The sequence below is a fragment of the Sphaerisporangium aureirubrum genome (assembly GCF_042658925.1).
GTDB lineage: Bacteria > Actinomycetota > Actinomycetes > Streptosporangiales > Streptosporangiaceae > Sphaerisporangium > Sphaerisporangium aureirubrum.
The window spans coordinates 125,276-143,474 of the sequence record NZ_JBHSRF010000012.1 but is presented as its reverse complement, the minus strand read 5'-3'; the positions used below and the strand labels follow the sequence as shown (position 1 = coordinate 143,474).

Sequence of the window (18,199 nt, the reverse complement as noted above, 5' to 3'; positions counted from 1 at the left end):
CGCGCCCCATCCACCACACGAGCGGGCCCCCCACAGACTCCTCCGATGAACCAAGCGAGACCCCGCTCTCCGATGAACTAGGCGAGACCCCGCCCTTCGATGAACCAAGCGAGACCCCGCCCTTCGATGAACCGACGAGACCCGCCGAACCCAGGCGAGACCGGCGCCGAAACCCGACCGGCCGCCGACGGTGGGCAAGAGACCGCCGCCGAACCTACTCCAGGCCCCGCCACCCAACAGGCGGGACCCGCCACGGGAACTACGCGAGTTCCGCCGCGTACACCGACACGTCCACCGCCGTGACGTCCTCCGCCCCCATGGCCCGCGCCATCTTCCGGTACAGCTCCGCCTCCTCCCCCCGGCTCCGCCGATCCAGCGTCCGCGCCAGCGCCTGATAAGCCCACCCGTTACACGGATCGAGCTCCACAAGCCGCCGGAACACCCCCTCGGCCCGCCCGAGCTGAGCGCTGTGAAAATACGCCCGCCCAAGCAGCTCGACCACGGCCCTGTTCCCCGGCTCCAGCTCCACGACCGGCTCCAGAATCCGCGCCGCCTCCCGATAGTCCTTCGCCTCGAAGAACATCACCCCACGCTGGAACTCCTCGTAACTCACCACACACCCCCTCCAACGAACCCACCCGATCGACAACGGGTTTGACGTCCGTGCAACACCGCCCCACCCCCCGAACTTCCCCCCTGCTCAGGCCACTGGCGGTACACCGGACCAGCACTCGGGTCAGTCCCAGCTCGCCCGGCTCGCCTCAACGTCAACAGCCTCGGTGAGCCCGGGAATCGCGCCGACGAACCTGCTGAGGCGGCGGTCCTTCATGTCATCGATAAAAGCGCGCCACTCGACGCCGGGGAAGACCGTGCACATCCCCTTGTCCTTACTGTCCCGGACCGCGCCTGGGCGGAGGTCTCGGGCGCGCCCGGGGGCCGGGCCGGTGACGGGGCGGGTCACCGGTTGACGGGTCCCTCGCCGGCACGCTCTCCGGTCCCCTCGCCGGCACGTTCTCCGGTGCCCTCGCCGGGGCGGTCGCCGGTCCCATCAGCGGTCCTCCCTGGGGTTCCCTCTCCGGTGTCGTCCGGGGTGGCGTCGTCGTCGGGGGCGGGGGGCTTGGGTTGGCAGTGTTCTGCGCAGCCGCCGAAGCGGTTGGTGTTCAGGGGGGTGAACTGGGTGGGGGGGACGTTCTTGAGGGCGGTGAGCATGGTGTCTCGCCAGATGGGGCCGGGGAGGGTGGCGCCGTAGACGGCGGGGTAGTACCTACCGCCGATGGTGACGTTGTTGAGTTTGTGGGCTATGGCGCCTCGGGGGTCGCCGATGCTGACGGCGCCGGCGAGGTCGGGGGTGAAGCCGGCGAACCAGGCGCTGGACTGGTCGTCGTTGGTGCCGGTCTTGCCGGCGGCGTCGCGGGATATGCCGCCTACGGCGCGCATCGTGCCCTTGGTGAAGACGCCGGAGAGGATCTGGGCCGTGGCGTCGGCCACTTCGGGGTCCAGGGCCTGGCGGCACTTCGGGCTCAGGTCGGTGGCCTCGCCGTTGCGGTCGACCACCTGGGTGATGGCCATGGGGGTGCAGTACTTGCCGCGGGCGCCGATGGCGGCGTAGGCGTTGGCGACGGTCACCGGGTCCATCTCGTTGATGCCCAGGGTGAAGGTCTCGTACTGGCGGAGGGGGTTGCCGTCGGCGCGTTTGATGCCGAGTGACCTGGCGGTCTGGACGGTGTCGCAGAGGCCGACGCGGTGTTCGAGTTCCATGAAGAAGGTGTTGACGGACTGCCAGGTGCCGGTCTCCAGGGACTTGAAGCCGGGGGAACCCTCGTCGTTGGTGACGGTGTGGGTGGGGTCGCCGACGTTGCCGCCCGCGCAGTTCTTGAAGTCGGGGTAGCCGGAGGCGCGGTAGCCGTTGCCGACGGCGAAGCCGTCGCCGACCTTCATGCCCTGCTTCAGGGCGGTGATCAGGGTGAAGGTCTTGAACGTCGAGCCCGCCTGGAATCCGCCGATACCGCCGTGCTCGTTGTCGGCCACGATGTTGTACGACACCTGGTGACGGCGCGCGGAGGTGCCGTACGCCCGGCTCGCGGCCATCGCCTTGATCATCCCGGTGCCAGGCTGGACCAGGGCCTCGGACGCCACGGGGTCGTCGGAGGCGTGCACGTGCGCCCTGAGGGCCTTCTCGGCCGCCGCCTGCATGCCGGGGTCCAGCGTCGTCCTGATGGTCAGGCCGCCGCGGTCGAGAAGCCGGGCGTTCTCCTGCTCGGTGGCGCCGAACGCGCGGTCGCGCAGGAACTCCGCGCGCACGTACACGCAGAAGTACGGATACGGGCTGTCCGCGCAACCGCCGGGCAGCGGGGTGCCCTTGTAGCCGAGCTTCTTGGACTTGGCCTCGGCGGCCTGCGCCGGCGTGATCTTCCCGAGCTGCACCATGCGGTCGAGCACGACGTCGCGCCGCGCCAGCAGCCGCCGCCGGTTCCGCGCGCCGCCCTCGGGGTCGGTGGCGGTGGGCAGCTGCACCGCGCCCGCCAGCGTGGCGGCCTGCCCCAGGGTGAGCCGGGACGCGTGCACGCCGAAGAACCGCTTGGCCGCCGCCTCGATGCCGTTCGCCCCCGCGCCGAAGTAGGCGATGTTCAGGTATTTCTCCAGGATCTGGTCCTTGGTGTACTTCTGCTCGACGCCCATCGCGTACCGCAGCTCGCTGAGCTTGCGCGCGTAGCTGGACTCCAGGGCCTTCCGCTTCTGCTCGTCGGTGACGGCCGCGTTCAGCAGCACCTGCTTGACGTACTGCTGCGTGATGCCGGACCCGCCCTGGCTCACGCCGCCCGACTGGAGGTTGCGCGCCATCGCCCGCACGGTGCCTTCGAGGTCGATGGCGCCGTGCTCGTAGAAGCGGTAGTCCTCGATGGAGATGATGGCCGTCTTCATGGCGCCGGACACCTGGCTGAGCGGCACGACCTCGCGGTAGGTGTCCCAGAACTGCGCGATCGGACGGCCCCGGGTGTCCAGGACGGTCGTCTTCTCGGCCAGCGGGGGCTCGGGGAGCTCGACCGGCGTGAGGTCGCCCGCCGCGCCGACGATCACCGCGCCCGCGCCCCCGACGGCGGGCAGGGCGAGCGCGGCGGCCAGCAGTCCCGCCGCGGCCCCCGCCACGACGAGCCGTACGACCTTCGTCCCTATATCGCGCCGCCGCATCAGAGCGTGCCGAGGCCGCGGGCGAGGATGGCGGCGGTGTCCGCGACGACCTTGTCGGCGACGGGGGCGTCCGCGGCCCTGCGGTTGGTGTAGATCGCCATGATGACGGGCGCCGCCCCCTTGCCCGGCCAGACGATCGCGATGTCGTTCCCCGCGCCGTACGCCGAGCTGGTGCCGGTCTTGTCGCCGATCGTCCAGGTCTTCGGCAGGCCCGCCCGGATCCGCGCGTCCCCGGTCTGGTTGGCGACCAGCCAGGCGATCAGCCGGTCCCGGTCCTTGACGGTGAGGGCATTCCCCGTCGTGACGGCCCGCAGGTCACGGCCGGCGGACGCGGGGGTCGTGGTGTCGCGCCTCTCCTTGGGGCTCCAGTCGTTGAGCTCGGTCTCCCACCGGTCGAGCCGGGAGCGGGGATCCTTCAGCGTGCGGAAGTACCTGGTCAGGCCGGCGGGGCCGCCGATCTGCCGCAGCACCATGTTGCCCGCGGTGTTGTCGCTCTGGGTGACGGCCGCCTCGCACAGCTTCGCGACGCTCAACCCGTCCTTCACGTGCTTCTCGGTGACCGGGGAATGTTCCTGAAGGTCGGCCTCCGTCCAGTGCACGACCTTGCCCATCAGCCCCGGGCTGATGGTGCGGGCCTTGTGCAGCACGGCCGCGCACGCCACCGCCTTGAAGGTGGACAGCAACGGGAAGCGTTCGCCCGAGCGGTACCCGATGGTCTTCCCGGTGCCGGTGTCGACGGCGTACGCGCCGATGCGGCCCTTGAAGGACGCCTCCAGCGCGCGTAGCTCCTTGATCGCCTGGTGGACACGCGTGGGCGCCGGGACGGTGGACGCGCCGTGGGTCGAGGCCGCGCCCGTCAGGGGGACGAGCGCGAGAGAGGCCAACGCCGTGAACGTGGCGCGCCGGAGGAACCGCATGGATGAAGCCTTCCGTCAGGGGACGTGACTGCAACGGGAAGTCTCGCGCCACCGCCCGATGCCGTCAAAGACAGAAACAGGCCGGCCCATGCTGTTATGGCATAGTCTTACCCCTCGTGGATCTCCTCGGAGCGTGGCGGGCTTTCGTCAATGTCAGCGAGCGGGGCAGCTTCACCGAGGGCGCGGCGGCCACCCGGGTGCCGCAGTCGGTCGCGAGCCGCCGCGTCGCCGCGCTGGAGAAGCACCTCGGCGAGCGCCTGTTCGACCGCTCGTCGCGCGGCGCGGCGCTCACCCACTTCGGCCGCGACATGCTCCCCCTGGCCAAGCGCCTCATCCGCCTCGCCGACGACATGGAGCACGAGGCCGAACGCGCCAGGCTCAGCCCTCTGCGCTTCGCCGTCCCCGACACCTGCACCGTCCGCGACCTCGCCCGCCTGGACGCCGAGGCCCGCCGGGACGGCGTCTACCTCGACCTCCACACCGCCCCGCCGGCCGAACGCGCCGAACTCGCCCGTTCCCGCGAGGTCCGCGCCGCCCTCACGGCCGTGCCGCCCGCCGACGCGCTGTGGTCGGTGCCCCTCGGCCTCGCCGGCGCCGACGACCGGCTCCCGGGCACCGTGTACGTGGAGACCCTGCGCGCCGGCCGGACCGGGCGGGCGTCCCGCAGGACCCGCGTCTGGATCCAGCCCGAGGACGACGTCCCCCACATCCGCGACCCGTTGTTCCGCGTCCGTGACGCCGTCGGCCTCCAGCCGGCACAGGTCACCGTCGCGGTCACGCTCACCGCCGCCACCGCGGAGGTCCTCACCTCGACGGACCTCCTCCTGTGCTCCAGCAGGCAGGCCATGGACCTCGGACTACACTGGCGGCCCATCGGCGAGCTGCGTCTCGCCCGCGGCTACGGGGTGACGGCCGCCGCGGGCGACGACGCCGAGCGCGTCCGCACCCGCCTGCGGCGCGCCGTCGCCCGCTGCCTCGGCGCCCCCGACGAGAACGGAGAAGCACCATCAAGGTCGAGCACCTGATCCGCGGACTCCGGCGCGACCTCGACGACGCCGGGCTGCGCGGCTCGTTCCTCGTCCACGACCTGCACACCGGCGACGAGCTCGGCATCGACCCCGACCTGGAATTCCCCATCGCCTCCCTGGTCAAGATCCCGCTCGCCGTCGCCACCCTCGAACGCATCCGCACGGGCGAGCTCGACGGCGCCGCCCGCGTCCTCGTCCAGCCCGGCCACGTCACCACCGCGGGCCCCACCGGCCTCAGCAAGTTCCGCCACCCCGCCGAGGTCGCCGTGGACGACCTGCTCTACCTCAGCACCTGCATCAGCGACAACGCCGCCGCCGACGCGCTCTTCGCCCTGACCCCGCCCGCCCAGGTCTCCGCGATCATGCGGGCGCACGGCCTGACCGGCATCACCGTCCGCCACACCCTCCGCGAGCTCGTGGAGACCCCCGCCGAGCACCTCCCTCCGGCGGACATCCACCTGGCCCACTTCCTCGCCATCGAGGCGGGCACCGCGGGCCGCGGCCACCACCTCCCCCAGCTGGACGTCACCCGCGCCAGCTCCGGCACCGCCCGCGCCTTCGTCGACCTCCTGCGCGCCCTGTGGACGCCGTCCCGCGTCGACCCCGCCGTCGCCGCCCGCGTCCGCGCCCTGATGGCCGACAACGTCCTGCGCCACCGCCTGGCCCCCGACTTCGGCTCCGACGCCGCCAAGTGGTCCTCCAAGACCGGCACCCTCCTCAACCTCCGCCACGAAGCGGGCGTGGTGGAACACTCCGGCGGCCACTCCTACGCGGTCGCCGTCCTGACCGAATCCCGCGTCCCCGCCACCACCCAGCCCGAGGCCGAGGCCCTCATGGCCCACGTCGCCCGCACCCTCCGCGACCGGCTCCGCGACGTCTGAGCGATACGCCCGGTTTTTTGCCCCTTTTGACGGTGGTGTGGGGGCGACCGGGATCCCCGGCGGGTTTCATGGCGCGCCCGCGAAGAGTTTTTGATCGGTGGCCGCACCGGCGGGGCATAGCGTTGAGTCAGTGGCCACCGAGTGCTGCGACCTTGCCCTCCAGCGACTTCCGGGGCTCGGGCGAGCCCCCGCAGGGATTGCCATGACTAGTTTCTGGGATCTGAAACATCAGCTGTCCGACGCGATCAACTCGCACGATCTGCAGCGGGTGCTCGACCTCTACAGCCCCGACGCCGTCTACGTCTCACCGGCGGGCGTGGCGGAGGGACACGAGCAGATCGGGTGGATATACGAGCAGTTCTTCAAGGGCTTCCCGGACCTGCACCTGACGGCGTGGTTCGAGGTCGAGGACAGCGACAACCCCGCGGTCACGGAATGGACGATCACCGGCACCCAGACGGGGCCGTTCCTGCTGCCCGACGGACGGGAACTGGAACCGACCGGCCGTCATATCGTCCTCCGCGCCACATGCTCCACGTTCGTCCAGAACGGCAAGATCAGCACCCATCGGGAGTACTACGACCAGCTGGAGCTGTTCGTCCAGCTCGGCCTATGCCTGACGAAGATCGATTAGGCGTCTCCTCCGCGCGGGGGGCGCGGAGGAGACGAGCGTCCGGTTCGGCGCCTACAGGGAGGGGCGGAGTGGCCGGCTGGGCAGGACGTACTCCACGATCACCGGTGAAGTGCTGCCGGTGAACGTGGCCGTGCCGATGAAGACAGCTCTGATCCGATGGGTTCCGGCGGGAAGCCCGAAGGTGGTCAGGACCGCGCGGCCCGTGCCGTCGAGAGGGACGGCGCCGAGAATGGTCCTCCGGCCATCGGTGAACACCACCAGGCCTGCGGGGACGGCCGTACCGGTGGCGGCTTTCACCGTGGCGACGAAACTGACGCGCTGGCCCACCGGGGTGGGGTTCGCCGAGGACGTCAGCGTGGTAGTGGTGCTGGTGGCCGATTTCGTGCATCTCGGGACGGTGATCGTGTCGGTGTCCAGCGTGACCGCGGCGCCGCGGGCCAGCACCCGGCCGTCGACGATCACCCCCGTCGTGACGGTGATCGAGGCCTGCGCCAGGACGTTCCCCCGCAGGGTGGAGTTGGTGCCGAGCGTCGCGGAGCTGCCGACCGCCCAGAACACGTTGCACGCCTGAGCGCCGTTGACGAGGTCCACGCTGCTCGCCGACGCCGTGATCAGCGTGGACGCGGCCTTGAAGATGAACACGGCGTTCGGGTCGCCCTCGGCGTCGAGGGTCAGATTTCCGGTGATCCCGAAGGTGCCCGCAGGAGACTCGTACACGCCGGGTGTCTTGGTGGTGCCGCCGAGTTCCACGGGGACGGTGGCGGTACTCGGGCGCGCCTCGGCGTCGTCGTAGGCGGTGGCGAGGTCGTTCTTGGCCTGCGCCGCGACGGCATCCGCCACGTGCTGGACGCCACTGACCTCGCCGGGTGGAAAGCCGGTCACCGAGGTGCCGGGGCTCAGCCCGAGATCACCGTTGATCGTGGTGGGGCCGGTGTTGGTGACGGTCGATCCGGCGAGAACCGCGAAGCCGGCGGCCGCACCCAGTGACACGGGCGGCGTGGGCGCGCTCGCGCTCGCGCTCGCGAATCCGGCCGTACCGATCAGGACACCGGTCGCACAGACCAGAACCAGGGCGCGGGGCAGCCGGGATGGTGAGGCGAGCCGGCGGACGGCACCTGCGAGACCTCTTGTCGCCATGGGCTTCCTTTCACGAAGGGCGCGTTGCCGCGCACGGCCGATCTACGAGACCGCGCGGTCACGGATCTGCCCGAGGCAAAACCAAAACGATCTTCACAGGCCGCAAAGAAAAGCACTGGCGATTCGCCCCGGCCGGCCGGGTTCGACCACGTGGCTTCGGGTCGCGGGCGGGTATCTGTGATTAACCTTTTCGTGGCCGGCGCGGCCCTTTCTCCGGCGCCGGGAGTGGCCGTCGTCGAGCGCTCGGCCGCTGGAAGCGCCGCCGGGCGGTAAGGGCATGTTCTCGTTTATTCGAAGACGGCGACAAGCTTCATCTCGCACATGTCGGGCGACGAGAAGCGGGCCGGTGATTATTGAGATCCTTGATACGGCGCGTCATCGGCAATGCGCCTGGTGAATCACGCAACAGGAAAAGGGTGTTCGATGACAGACGCCGGTCGCCCTCGACCCGTGGCGGGAGACTTCGCTCGATCCTTGCTGGCAGGAGCCGTCACGGCTCTGATCGCGATGGTGTTCGTGGCCGCGACGCCCCGTACCGCGAACGGGATGGCCGCCGCACCGGTCGTGCTCGGCACGGCCGCGGAGTTCGCGGTCCTCGGCGGGACCACGGTCACGAACATCGGGGCCACCGTCGTGACCGGAGATCTGGGAGTGAGCCCGGGTGCCACGGTGACCGGCTTCCCGCCCGGCACCCTGATCGGAACCCTTCACGTCGCCGACGCCACCGCCGCGCAGGCCCAGGCCGACCTGACCGCCGCCTACAACGACGCCGCATCCAGGACTCCTGACGCCACCATCCCGACACAGCTGGGCGGGACCACCGTGACACCCGGGGTCTACAACTCCGCCGCGGGCACATTCCAGCTCACCGGGAACGTGACGCTCGACGCCCAGGGCGACCCCGACGCGGTCTTCATCTTCCAGGCCGCCTCCACTCTCATCAGCGCCGCCGGCAGTTCGGTGACGCTCGCCGGGGGAGCACAGGCGTGCAACGTCTTCTGGCAGGTGGGCAGCTCGTCCACCCTGGGAGCCGACACCGAATTCGCGGGCGACATCCTCGCGCTGGTGTCGATCACGGTGGGCAACGGCGTGACCGTGAACGGGAGGACCCTGGCCCGTACCGGTGCCGTCACGCTGGACACCGACAGCATCACCCTGTCCACCTGCGCGGGTCCCCCGGACAGGACCACGACCACCACGGTGAACTCGTCGTGCGCCATCAACCAGGACAGTCCGATCACCTTCATCGCGACGGTGAAAAACCCGAGCGGGATCGTTCCCACCGGCCCCGTCGAATTCTTCAGCGACGGGGTGAGCATCGGCACGGCCCAGCTCGACTCCACCGGCCACGCCCAATTGACCGTCGGGAACCTCTCCGAAGGCGCGCACGACATCACCGCCGTCTTCCCGGGCACGGCCGATCTGGACGGCAGCACGTCACCGGTGTTCATCCAGCGTGTCGACGCGGAGGGCTTCTGTCTCGTGGAGGAGTGCTGGAGCCAGACGTGCGCAGGCGCGCCCGCGCCTCAAGCCAGGCCGGCGTCCAGGAAGCCTGGGGCATGACCCACCGCCCGCACCCGGCACCCCCGGATCACGATGATCCGGGTCCCGTCCCGCGGTCGTGCGATGAACGGCCTTTCCTATTCAACGTTCACCGTCCAGGTCAACGTATTCCGGAAAACTCAGCGGGCATCCAGTGGCCCCTGCCCATGCGCCCGCCGCGGCCACCCTCTCAGGCCCCCGACCGACACGGAATGACATGAATTCGAGTGATAACGGATATGCCGTGGCTCTTGAATCCGGCAGGCGCACCCGTATGAGGAGCATCGCGATTCTCCTCATCTATGCTTTTCTGACGATATCCTGCTCGACTCCAATGAACGCCGTGAAAGACAGATCTGCCACCCCTCACCAGATTTCCCACATAAAAAAGGACAAGCCCCGCAAACACTGCCCTCGCCCCCCCAATTCCCGAAAACACCACCCCCACCCGAAGAGGCACTGCCACCCAAGATGCTGCAAGCCCTGCAAGTGCAACCACAAGCACTGCGCATGCCACCGCAAACCCCACCACCCAAACACCAGAAAGCCCGCTAAGCACACCCGAACCACCTACCCCGCCCCCCGCGGCACCCGCGGCCCCTCCGGCCCCGAAGGCCCGGAGGGCCCGGAGGGCCCGACCGGCCCCGTGGGCATGGACGGCCAGACCGGGCCGATGGGCCCGGCGGGCATGGACGGCCCGACCGGCCCCGTGGGCCCAGCGGGCATGGACGGTCCGACCGGACCGATGGGCCCCGCGGGACCCGAAGGCCCAGCCGGCCCAGCCGGTCCGATTGGTGCCCAGGGTCCGGCCGGACCGGCGGGCCCTGCCGGTGTCACCGGCGACCCGGGACCGGCAGGCCCGGCAGGCCCCATAGGCCCGCAGGGTGTCCCCGGTCCTGCAGGTACAACAGGTCCGGCGGGCGTGCCAGGTCCCGCAGGCCCTCAAGGTCCAGCGGGCCCGGTTGGTGCGACGGGCCCCGAAGGCCCGGAAGGCGCCACCGGCGCGACAGGCCCCGAAGGCCCGATAGGCGCCACGGGGGCGACAGGTCCGGCAGGCCCCCAGGGCACCCGCGGCCCGCAAGGCGCCGAAGGCCCCCCGGGTCCCGTCGGCGCGACAGGTCCCGCAGGCATACAAGGTCCCGCAGGATCAGCGGGACCACAAGGCGAAACGGGCGCCACCGGCACCCCAGGACCGGCCGGACCAGTCGGCGCGGAAGGCCCCGCCGGACCACAGGGCGAGACAGGTCCCGCAGGGCAGATAGGCCTGACCGGCGCCACGGGGGCAACAGGCCCGGCAGGGGCGACAGGCCCCCAGGGCGTCCCCGGCCCAGCGGGCAGCGAAGGCCCCGTCGGCCCGCCAGGGCCCGCAGGCGTACAAGGCCCGGAAGGTCCGGAAGGCCCGACGGGACCAGCGGGACCACAAGGCGAAACAGGCGCCACAGGACCGGCCGGGCCAGCCGGTCTGGAAGGCCCCGCCGGGCCACAAGGCGAAACAGGCCCCGTAGGACCAACAGGCCTCACCGGCACCACGGGGACAACAGGACCGGCAGGGCCGACAGGACCGGCAGGGCCGGCAGGGCCGACAGGCCCCCAAGGCGTCTCCGGCCCGCAAGGCGCCGCAGGTCCCACGGGACCCATCGGCGCGACCGGACCCGCAGGCGCACAAAGCCCCGCCGGACCAGCAGGACCACAAGGCGAAACAGGACCCATAGGACCAACAGGCCTGACCGGCACCACGGGGGCAACAGGCCCGGCAGGGCCCACAGGATCCCAAGGCGTCCCCGGCCCGCAAGGCGCCGCAGGTCCCACAGGACCCATCGGCGCGACCGGACCCGCAGGCACACAAGGCCCCGCCGGACCAGCAGGACCACAAGGCGAAACAGGACCCATAGGACCAACAGGCCTGACCGGCACCACGGGGACGACAGGCCCGGCAGGGCCGACAGGCCCCCAGGGCGTCCCCGGCCCAGCGGGCAGTGAAGGTCCCGTCGGCGCGCCAGGGCCCGCAGGCGTACAAGGCCCGGAAGGTCCCCAAGGTCCGGAAGGCCCGACGGGACCAGCGGGACCACAAGGCGAAACAGGCCCCGTAGGACCAATAGGCCTGACCGGCGCCACGGGGGCGACAGGCCCGGCAGGGCCCACAGGATCCCAAGGCGACCCCGGCCCACAAGGCGCCGCAGGCCCCACAGGACCCATCGGCGCGACCGGACCCGCAGGCACACAAGGCCCCGCCGGACCAGCAGGACCACAAGGCGAAACAGGCACCACAGGCGCCACAGGACCGGCCGGACCGGCCGGGGTTGAAGGCCCCGCCGGGCCACAAGGGGAAACCGGCCCCACAGGACCAACAGGCCTCACCGGCGCCACGGGAGCGACAGGTCCAGCAGGGCCCATAGGACCCCAGGGCGACCCCGGCCCGCAAGGCGCCGAAGGGCCCACAGGACCCATCGGCGCGACCGGACCCGCAGGCACACAAGGCCCCGCCGGACCAATAGGACCACAAGGCGAAACAGGACCCGCAGGACCAACAGGCCTCACCGGCGCCACGGGGGCGACAGGACCGGCAGGGCCGACAGGATCCCAAGGCGACCCCGGCCCGCAAGGCGCCGAAGGTCCCACGGGGCCCGTCGGCGCGACCGGACCCGCAGGCGTACAAGGCCCGGAAGGTCCGGAAGGCGCAACTGGACCCGCGGGGCCACAAGGCGAAACAGGCGCCACAGGTGCGACAGGACCGCCCGGTGTGGAAGGCCCCGCCGGACCACAAGGGGAAACCGGCCCCACAGGACCAACAGGCCTCACCGGCGCCGTGGGGGCGACAGGTCCGACAGGGCCCGCAGGCCTCCAAGGCGACCCCGGCCCGCAAGGCGACGAAGGGCCCGCCGGGGCTGAAGGTCCTGCCGGACCGCAGGGCGAAACCGGCCCCACAGGACCAACAGGCCTCACCGGCGCCACCGGCGCCACAGGACCGGCCGGGGCCGAAGGCCCCACCGGGCCACAAGGGGAAACCGGCCCCGTAGGACCGATGGGCCTGACGGGCGCCACGGGGGCGACAGGGCCCGCAGGGCCCCAAGGCGACCCCGGCCCGGAAGGGGCTGAAGGGCCCACGGGGCCCGTCGGCGCGACTGGACCCGCAGGCATACAAGGCCCCGCAGGACCAGCTGGGCCACAAGGTGAGACAGGCGCCACTGGTGCGACAGGTGCGACAGGACCGGCCGGGGCCGAAGGACCGGCCGGGCCGCAAGGCGATACCGGCCCTGCAGGACCAATAGGCCTCACCGGCGCCACCGGCGCCACAGGACCGGCCGGGGCCGAAGGCCCCACTGGGCCACAAGGGGAAACCGGCCCCGTAGGACCGATAGGCCTCACCGGCGCCACCGGCGCCACCGGTGCCGCAGGACCCGAAGGGCCGGCCGGGCCGACCGGGCCCGAAGGGGTGGTGGGGGCTCAAGGGGCGGTGGGGCCGGGGGCGGGGGTTTGTTGTTCTGATAGGTGGGGGGTGATTGGGCGTAGTTCGGATGGGGGGCCCAGTGCGGTTTATCGGGTGGGGCCTTATGGGCGGAGTTCTGCTGGCGAGTCTGCGGCGACGGTGCCGCCGCCGTATGGGGTCGGGAGTTTGGGGGTCATTGTGGGGGACGGTTCGGATGAGATCGCTTTTGGGAATGAGACGGACTTCGCGGAGTTGCCGATCAGTGGCATCACCGCTTTGAAGTACTGGGCGTACGCGGGTACGAACTCGCTGGAGGACGTCTCGGTGCCGGGGCTGAGCATAGAGGTCGATCCCAATGTGGGGTCGACGGACTACTCGAACCTGATCTACCTGCCGGACACCTCGACCGGGCCGTCGGCACCCGCCACCCGGGTGCCGAACACCTGGCAGCAGTACGACGCGAGCGCGGCCGGTAGCCAGTGGTACGCCACCGGGGCGACGGGCGTCCTGATCGGCTGTACCCAGACATCACCGTGCTCGTTCGACGACCTCAAGGCCAGGCTGCCGAACGCGGTGATCACCCTGAGTCTCGGGTTCACGGAGGACACGCCCTTCATCGGGGCGCTGGACGGGTTGCAGGTGAACAACACGGTCTACGACTTCGAGCCTCTTGGAACCCGGAAGCTGGTCCTGACGCCCTAGGGCATGCTCCCGCGGTCAGGTGGCGGGCAGCGGGGCGTATTCGAACCAGTCGAAGTCGGCCGAGTTCCGGCTGGGGTGGCCCTCGCTGGAGGTGTACATGCCGATGTAGGCGCCGGTGAAGCCGCCGGCGACCGTGGGGCTGAGGACCCGGCCGTCGACGGGGTCGCCCAGGGGGTGCCAGTGGCCCGGCCCGGTGGCGTAGGACATCTGGTAGTCCTGGCCGTGGGCTTCCACGCCCAGCCAGAGGCGGCCCGGGGGGACGGGGGTGCGGGTCAGCAGGCGGGTGACGCCTGCTTCGCGTCTGAGCACTTCCAGGCCGTCGGCGGTGCGGACGAGGAGGATGTGGAAGGCGTCGTTCTGGATCAGGACCAGGCCCGCCCGGTCGTCGGGGCCTTCGGGGGTGAAGTCCATCGCCGTCCGGGCCGTGAAGTCGATGTGCTGCTGGCGGCGGGCTATGAGGCTGGGGTCGCTGTGGCGGGTCACCGACTCGGGGCGGGTGCGGAGGCGGAGGTGGCCGGGGCGGTCGGTGAGGCTCCAGTACTGGTCTCGCGGGGTGCGCAGGTGGTTCCAGTGGGGGGCCAGGTGGGGGGCTTCGAAGTTGTCGCAGGCCGGGGGCGCCGGCCAGAGCCGCGGGGGAAGGGACGGGGCTTCCGCTGACGGCTGGATGTGGGGGATGACGGGCCAGCCGTCCTCCCAGTGGACCGGGGTGAGGAAGGTCTCCCGGCCGAGGTTGTAGTGGTAGCCGCCGTAGGGGCGCATGGCGAGCAGGAGCGCCCACCAGTCGCCTTGCCGGGTCTGGACCAGGTCGGCGTGGCCGGTGCCGACGATGGGGTGGGACCTGCCGAGGTTGCGGTGGGTGAGGATGGGGTTGCGGGTGCTGCCGGTGTAGGGGCCGGTGACGGTGTCCGATCTGGCGGCGCTCAGGGCGTGGTCCTGGGCGGTGCCGCCCTCGGAGGCCAGGAGGTGGTAGGTGCCGTCGATCTTGTAGAGGTGGGGCCCTTCGGCCCAGGTGGCGCCCTTCACCGCGCCGTCCCAGAGGGTGTGCTCCTCGCCGACGAGCTTCATGGTGTTCAGGTCCAGCTCGCGGAGCCAGACGTCCATGTGGCCTTCGTACTTCTGCGGGCGGGCCGGGCGGGCGCCGTGCATCCAGGCCCTGCCGTCGTCGTCGAAGAAGAGGGACGGGTCGAAGCCTTCCGTCTCCGGGAACCAGTACGGGTCGCTCCAGGGGCCCGCCGGGTTCGTGGCGGTGACCAGGAAGTCGCCTTCGTTCGCCTTGCCGTCCACCAGTGTGGTGATCATGTAGAAGACGCCGTCGTGGTGGCGGAGGGTGGGGGCGTAGATCCCGCCGCTCGGGCGGATGCCGTCCAGGTTCAGCTGGGAGGGCCGGTCGAGGACGTGGCCCAGCTGCCGCCAGTGGACGAGGTCGCGGCTGTGGAAGATGGGGACCCCGGGGTACCACTCGAAGGTCGAGGTGACGAGGTAGTAGTCGTCCTCCACCCGGCAGACGGACGGGTCGGGATAGAAGCCCGGCAGGATCGGGTTCTCGAATCGCACGGCTGACTACGGCCCTTTCTTCGGTTCCTTATCTTTTCCACGCGCACCGCACCGGTGAGACCCCGTGTGTGGACCGGTAGCCCGGCTCCCGCTCACCGCGGGGGCCGGGCTACCGGGTTGGTTGACAGGGATATCAGTTACTTGGCCAGTTCCACGACGCCCCAGCGGGCGGTGTTGAGGTAGGACTGGCCGGTGGGGTCGTTCCAGGTGGCGGCGGCGGTCCGGGTCGGGCCGGTGGCGTCGTTCACCTGGAGGTCGAAGCCCAGGAACCTGCCCTTGGCGGGAGTGATGGTGGGGAGGTCGATGGAGGCCTCCACCACGTAACCGCCGGGGACGAGTTTCACGGCGCTCTTCAGGTTGTCCTTGATGCCGAAGGCGTCGAAGGTGCCGCCGATGGTCTGCTTGTTGGTGAAGGAGATCCGGTACTGGCCGTCATCGTCGTCGTAGCCCTTGGTCTTGTTGTTCTCGGGGTCCACGAAGATCTCGACCGAGTCCTGCTGGTACGCGTCGGGGGACTCCTCGCTGAGCTGGGGATCGGTGACCTTGGCGAGGACGTACAAGCGCTTGTTGTCCCACAGGACGCGAACCTTCGCGGTGGCGCCGCTGGTCCCCTGCACCCAGGTTGCGGTGCGGATCTCCGGCGACTTGGACCACAGGGACTCGGCGACGCCGTCCAGGACGGGGGTGCCCTTGGCGGCCTCGGTGCGTGCCACCTGGGGGGTGAGGGTCAGCGCGCCGGTCCAGGTGATGTCCTTGCCGGTCTTGGCGTCGTGCGCGACCAGCTCGAACGGCACGGTGCCGCCCGCGGCCACGGTCGCGGGCACGGACGCCTCCACGCGGTAACCCCCGGTCAGGGCCTTGGTGCGGTACCACGTGGCGCTGCCGTCACGCTTGGCGGTGCGGCTGGTGGTGCCGACCTTCAGCGTGACCGCGTCGTTCCGGTCGCACGTCGCGTCGACGACCTCGGCCAGCACGCTGACACCGGACGGCGACCAGCGCGCCTGGAACGTGGCGGACAGGTTCCCGACCCGCGCGATCGGCGTGTCGGGCAGCATGTCCCACTCGGCCTCCCGGCTGCCGTCCAGCTTCACGGTGCCGCGCGGCGCGTCCTGCTTGCGCACCAGGGCGGGCAGCCTGGCGGGGTCGACCACGCCCCAGTACGCCGGCTTGGCCTGCAGCTCGTCGTCGAACAGCAGCGGCGGGTTGAGCCGGGTGATGGGGAACGTCGACAGCCAGGTGGAGTCGTCGGCCAGGCCCCAGATGGTGACCGAGGACAGGCGGGACGCCTGCCGCCGGAACACGTCGAACAGCTCCTTGTAGCGGTACCCCTGCAACGCCAGCACCTCGGCCGGGACCGTGGTGTAGGACGAGACGAAGTCGGTGTACACGCTGATGTCCAGCTCGGTGATCTGCTGGTCGAGCCCGAGCGCGGCGAAGTACTCGATCGTCTTCTCCACCTCGGCGGTGGGGGCCTGCTCGATGTTCATGTGCAGCTGGTGGCCCACCGCGTGGATCGGCACGCCCTCGGCCTTGAGCTTCTTGACCAGGTTGAACAGGGCCACCCGCTTGCGCGGGAACTCGGTGTTGTAGTCGTTGATCACGAGCTTGGCCGCCGGGTCCACCTCGTGGGCGACGCGGAACGCGGTGCGGATGAAGTCGTACCCGGTGATCTGGAACCAAGGGCTGCGGCGCATGCCGTCGGGCTGGTTCTCGTCGACGACCTCGTTGACGACGTCCCAGACCTTGATCTTGCCCTTGTAGCGGCCCACCACGGTCCTGATGTGGTTCTCCAGCCGCGACAGCAGCAGCGCCTTGTCCTCCGGCGAGCTGGTCAGCGCCCGGTCGCCGTCCTTGAAGACCCAGTCGGGCGTCTGGCTGTGCCAGGCCAGCGTGTGGCCGCGGAACTCCAGGCCGTTCTGCTGGGCGTAGTCGACCAGGTAGTCGGGGTCGGTGAAGACGAACTGCCCCTCGGTGGGCTCGGTGGCGTCCCACTTGAGCGCGTTGCCGGGGGTGACGCTCTCGAAGTGCTTGGTCAGCAGCTGGCCGTGCTCACCGAGCGTCGTGGCCCGCGCGACGGTGGTGCCGAGGGTGAACGGCACCGTGTCCTTCACGCTCGGGATGTCGGTCTGGATGGGCTTCGGCGCCACGTACGTCAGCGCGAAGTCGTCGATGTAGAACGGGAACGTGCCACTGGACGACTCGACGTACACGCTGAGGAAGTCCACGTCGTAGGCCAGGGTGTAGGAGCCCTTCAGCAGCACCCACTCCCCCGCCGGTATCACCCTCGGCGCGGCCACGCGGTCGTAGCTCGGGGTCCCGTTGGTGCGCCGCTCGATGGACATCCCGAGCTCCCCGGCGGTGGTGTCCGGCCCGAGCCGCACCCACACCGACAGGTCGTACTTCGACCCCTTGTTCATCTTGCCGAGGACCCGCAGCGACGGCCCGTCCCAGAAGTCCTGCCTGCCGGTGGACAGCAGGCTGCGGGTGCCGCCGTGCGCCTGGTCGGCGGTCACGGTCAGCACGGCCGAGGCCCGGGACACCCAGCCCTGGGCGCTGCCGCCCTCGAAGTCGGTGGACGCGCCGGACTGCCCGGGGTCGGTGTCGGAGGTGATGACGATGTCGTCCAGGTAGAACTGGCCGGTGGGGTCGGAGCTCTCCGCGTACAGCTCCAGGGTGGACTCCGCGGCGAACGAGTACGTGCCGGAGATCTCGACCCAGCCGGCGTCGGTGACCGTGGCGGCGCCGACGCGCTCGAAGGTGGTGGTGCCGCCCGACGTGCGCTGCGCGGTGAGGGCGACGGTGGCGGCGGGCTGCCCGGTGACCAGGCGGGCGTACGCGGTGACCGCGTACTGCACGCCCATCTCCAGCGGCGGCGCGATGGAGGCGCCGTTCCAGTTGGCGGTCCTGCCGGTGGTCAGCAGGGAACGTTCCCCGCCGTGGGCCGCGTCGGTGGTCGCGGCGACCGTGACGCCGTCGCCGCGGGCGTACCAGCCCTGCGCGGTGCCGTCCTCGAAGTCGTACTTCGCGATCTGGGTGGCCGCCGCGAAGACGGCCGTGGCGAAGGTCAGGGGTAGGGCCAGGCACAACAGGATGGCCGCCACCCGTGATCGGGGGAGGATCAAGCCGGTCTCCTCATGTCAGGTAAGTGGAAAACGGCACCAGGCCACCGGCCGTCCCCTCGGCCGGTG

The 18,199-nt window shown here is 70.7% G+C and carries 12 protein-coding genes; 5 read left to right on the top strand and 7 right to left on the bottom strand.

Going from position 1 to position 18,199, the window contains the following annotated elements; all coding sequences use genetic code 11:
* Positions 1 to 259: 259 nt before the first annotated feature.
* The 4 genes from ACFP1K_RS12100 to bla form a co-directional block, all read right to left on the bottom strand.
* Positions 260 to 583, bottom strand: coding sequence for a tetratricopeptide repeat protein (locus ACFP1K_RS12100; RefSeq protein ID WP_380750837.1), 324 nt, complete (start codon positions 581 to 583; stop codon positions 260 to 262).
* 153 nt (positions 584 to 736) lie between these two features.
* A complete protein-coding gene (locus tag ACFP1K_RS12095) occupies positions 737 to 877 on the bottom strand; it encodes a hypothetical protein (protein ID WP_380750781.1) in 141 nt (46 codons plus the stop codon).
* Positions 878 to 957: 80 nt separating this feature from the next.
* Entirely contained in the window at positions 958 to 3,189 is a 2,232-nt protein-coding gene (locus ACFP1K_RS12090) for a transglycosylase domain-containing protein (protein ID WP_380750778.1), read from the bottom strand.
* Complete coding sequence (gene bla, locus ACFP1K_RS12085; protein WP_449329150.1) at positions 3,189 to 4,106, bottom strand: class A beta-lactamase; 918 nt, start codon at positions 4,104 to 4,106, stop codon at positions 3,189 to 3,191. Before bla ends, ACFP1K_RS12090 begins: the two co-directional genes overlap by 1 nt.
* A 116-nt stretch (positions 4,107 to 4,222) precedes the next feature.
* On the opposite strand from bla, the gene ACFP1K_RS12075 reads away from it, so the two are divergent.
* From ACFP1K_RS12075 to ACFP1K_RS12065, 3 genes are all read left to right on the top strand, one after another.
* Positions 4,223 to 5,131: a LysR family transcriptional regulator gene (locus ACFP1K_RS12075; RefSeq protein ID WP_380750775.1), complete on the top strand. Its 909-nt coding sequence runs from the start codon at positions 4,223 to 4,225 to the stop codon at positions 5,129 to 5,131.
* Positions 5,113 to 6,015, top strand: coding sequence for a serine hydrolase (locus ACFP1K_RS12070; RefSeq protein WP_380750833.1), 903 nt, complete (start codon positions 5,113 to 5,115; stop codon positions 6,013 to 6,015). Before ACFP1K_RS12075 ends, ACFP1K_RS12070 begins: the two co-directional genes overlap by 19 nt.
* A gap of 202 nt (positions 6,016 to 6,217) precedes the next feature.
* Entirely contained in the window at positions 6,218 to 6,649 is a 432-nt protein-coding gene (locus tag ACFP1K_RS12065) for an ester cyclase (protein WP_380750772.1), read from the top strand.
* Between the two features lie 51 nt (positions 6,650 to 6,700).
* Here ACFP1K_RS12065 and ACFP1K_RS12060 read toward each other — a convergent pair whose 3' ends face one another.
* Positions 6,701 to 7,786, bottom strand: a complete 1,086-nt coding sequence (locus ACFP1K_RS12060) for an ice-binding family protein (RefSeq protein ID WP_380750769.1) — start codon at positions 7,784 to 7,786, stop codon at positions 6,701 to 6,703.
* A 474-nt stretch (positions 7,787 to 8,260) separates the two neighbouring features.
* Here ACFP1K_RS12060 and ACFP1K_RS12055 point away from each other — a divergent pair, with 474 nt between their 5' ends.
* Both ACFP1K_RS12055 and ACFP1K_RS12050 read left to right on the top strand, forming a co-directional pair.
* Positions 8,261 to 9,349, top strand: a complete 1,089-nt coding sequence (locus ACFP1K_RS12055) for an ice-binding family protein (protein ID WP_380750766.1) — start codon at positions 8,261 to 8,263, stop codon at positions 9,347 to 9,349.
* A gap of 3,658 nt (positions 9,350 to 13,007) precedes the next feature.
* Positions 13,008 to 13,457, top strand: a complete 450-nt coding sequence (locus ACFP1K_RS12050; protein WP_380750762.1) for a hypothetical protein — start codon at positions 13,008 to 13,010, stop codon at positions 13,455 to 13,457.
* Positions 13,458 to 13,472: 15 nt separating this feature from the next.
* Here the strand turns inward: ACFP1K_RS12050 and ACFP1K_RS12045 are convergent, their stop codons facing one another.
* Together ACFP1K_RS12045 and ACFP1K_RS12040 are read right to left on the bottom strand one after the other, a co-directional pair.
* The gene (locus tag ACFP1K_RS12045; protein ID WP_380750759.1) at positions 13,473 to 15,011 is read right to left on the bottom strand and encodes a glycoside hydrolase family 43 protein; all 1,539 of its coding nucleotides are present in this window, start codon (positions 15,009 to 15,011) and stop codon (positions 13,473 to 13,475) included.
* 137 nt (positions 15,012 to 15,148) lie between these two features.
* A complete protein-coding gene (locus ACFP1K_RS12040) occupies positions 15,149 to 18,133 on the bottom strand; it encodes an endo-1,4-beta-xylanase (RefSeq protein WP_380750756.1) in 2,985 nt (994 codons plus the stop codon).
* Positions 18,134 to 18,199: the final 66 nt, after the last annotated feature.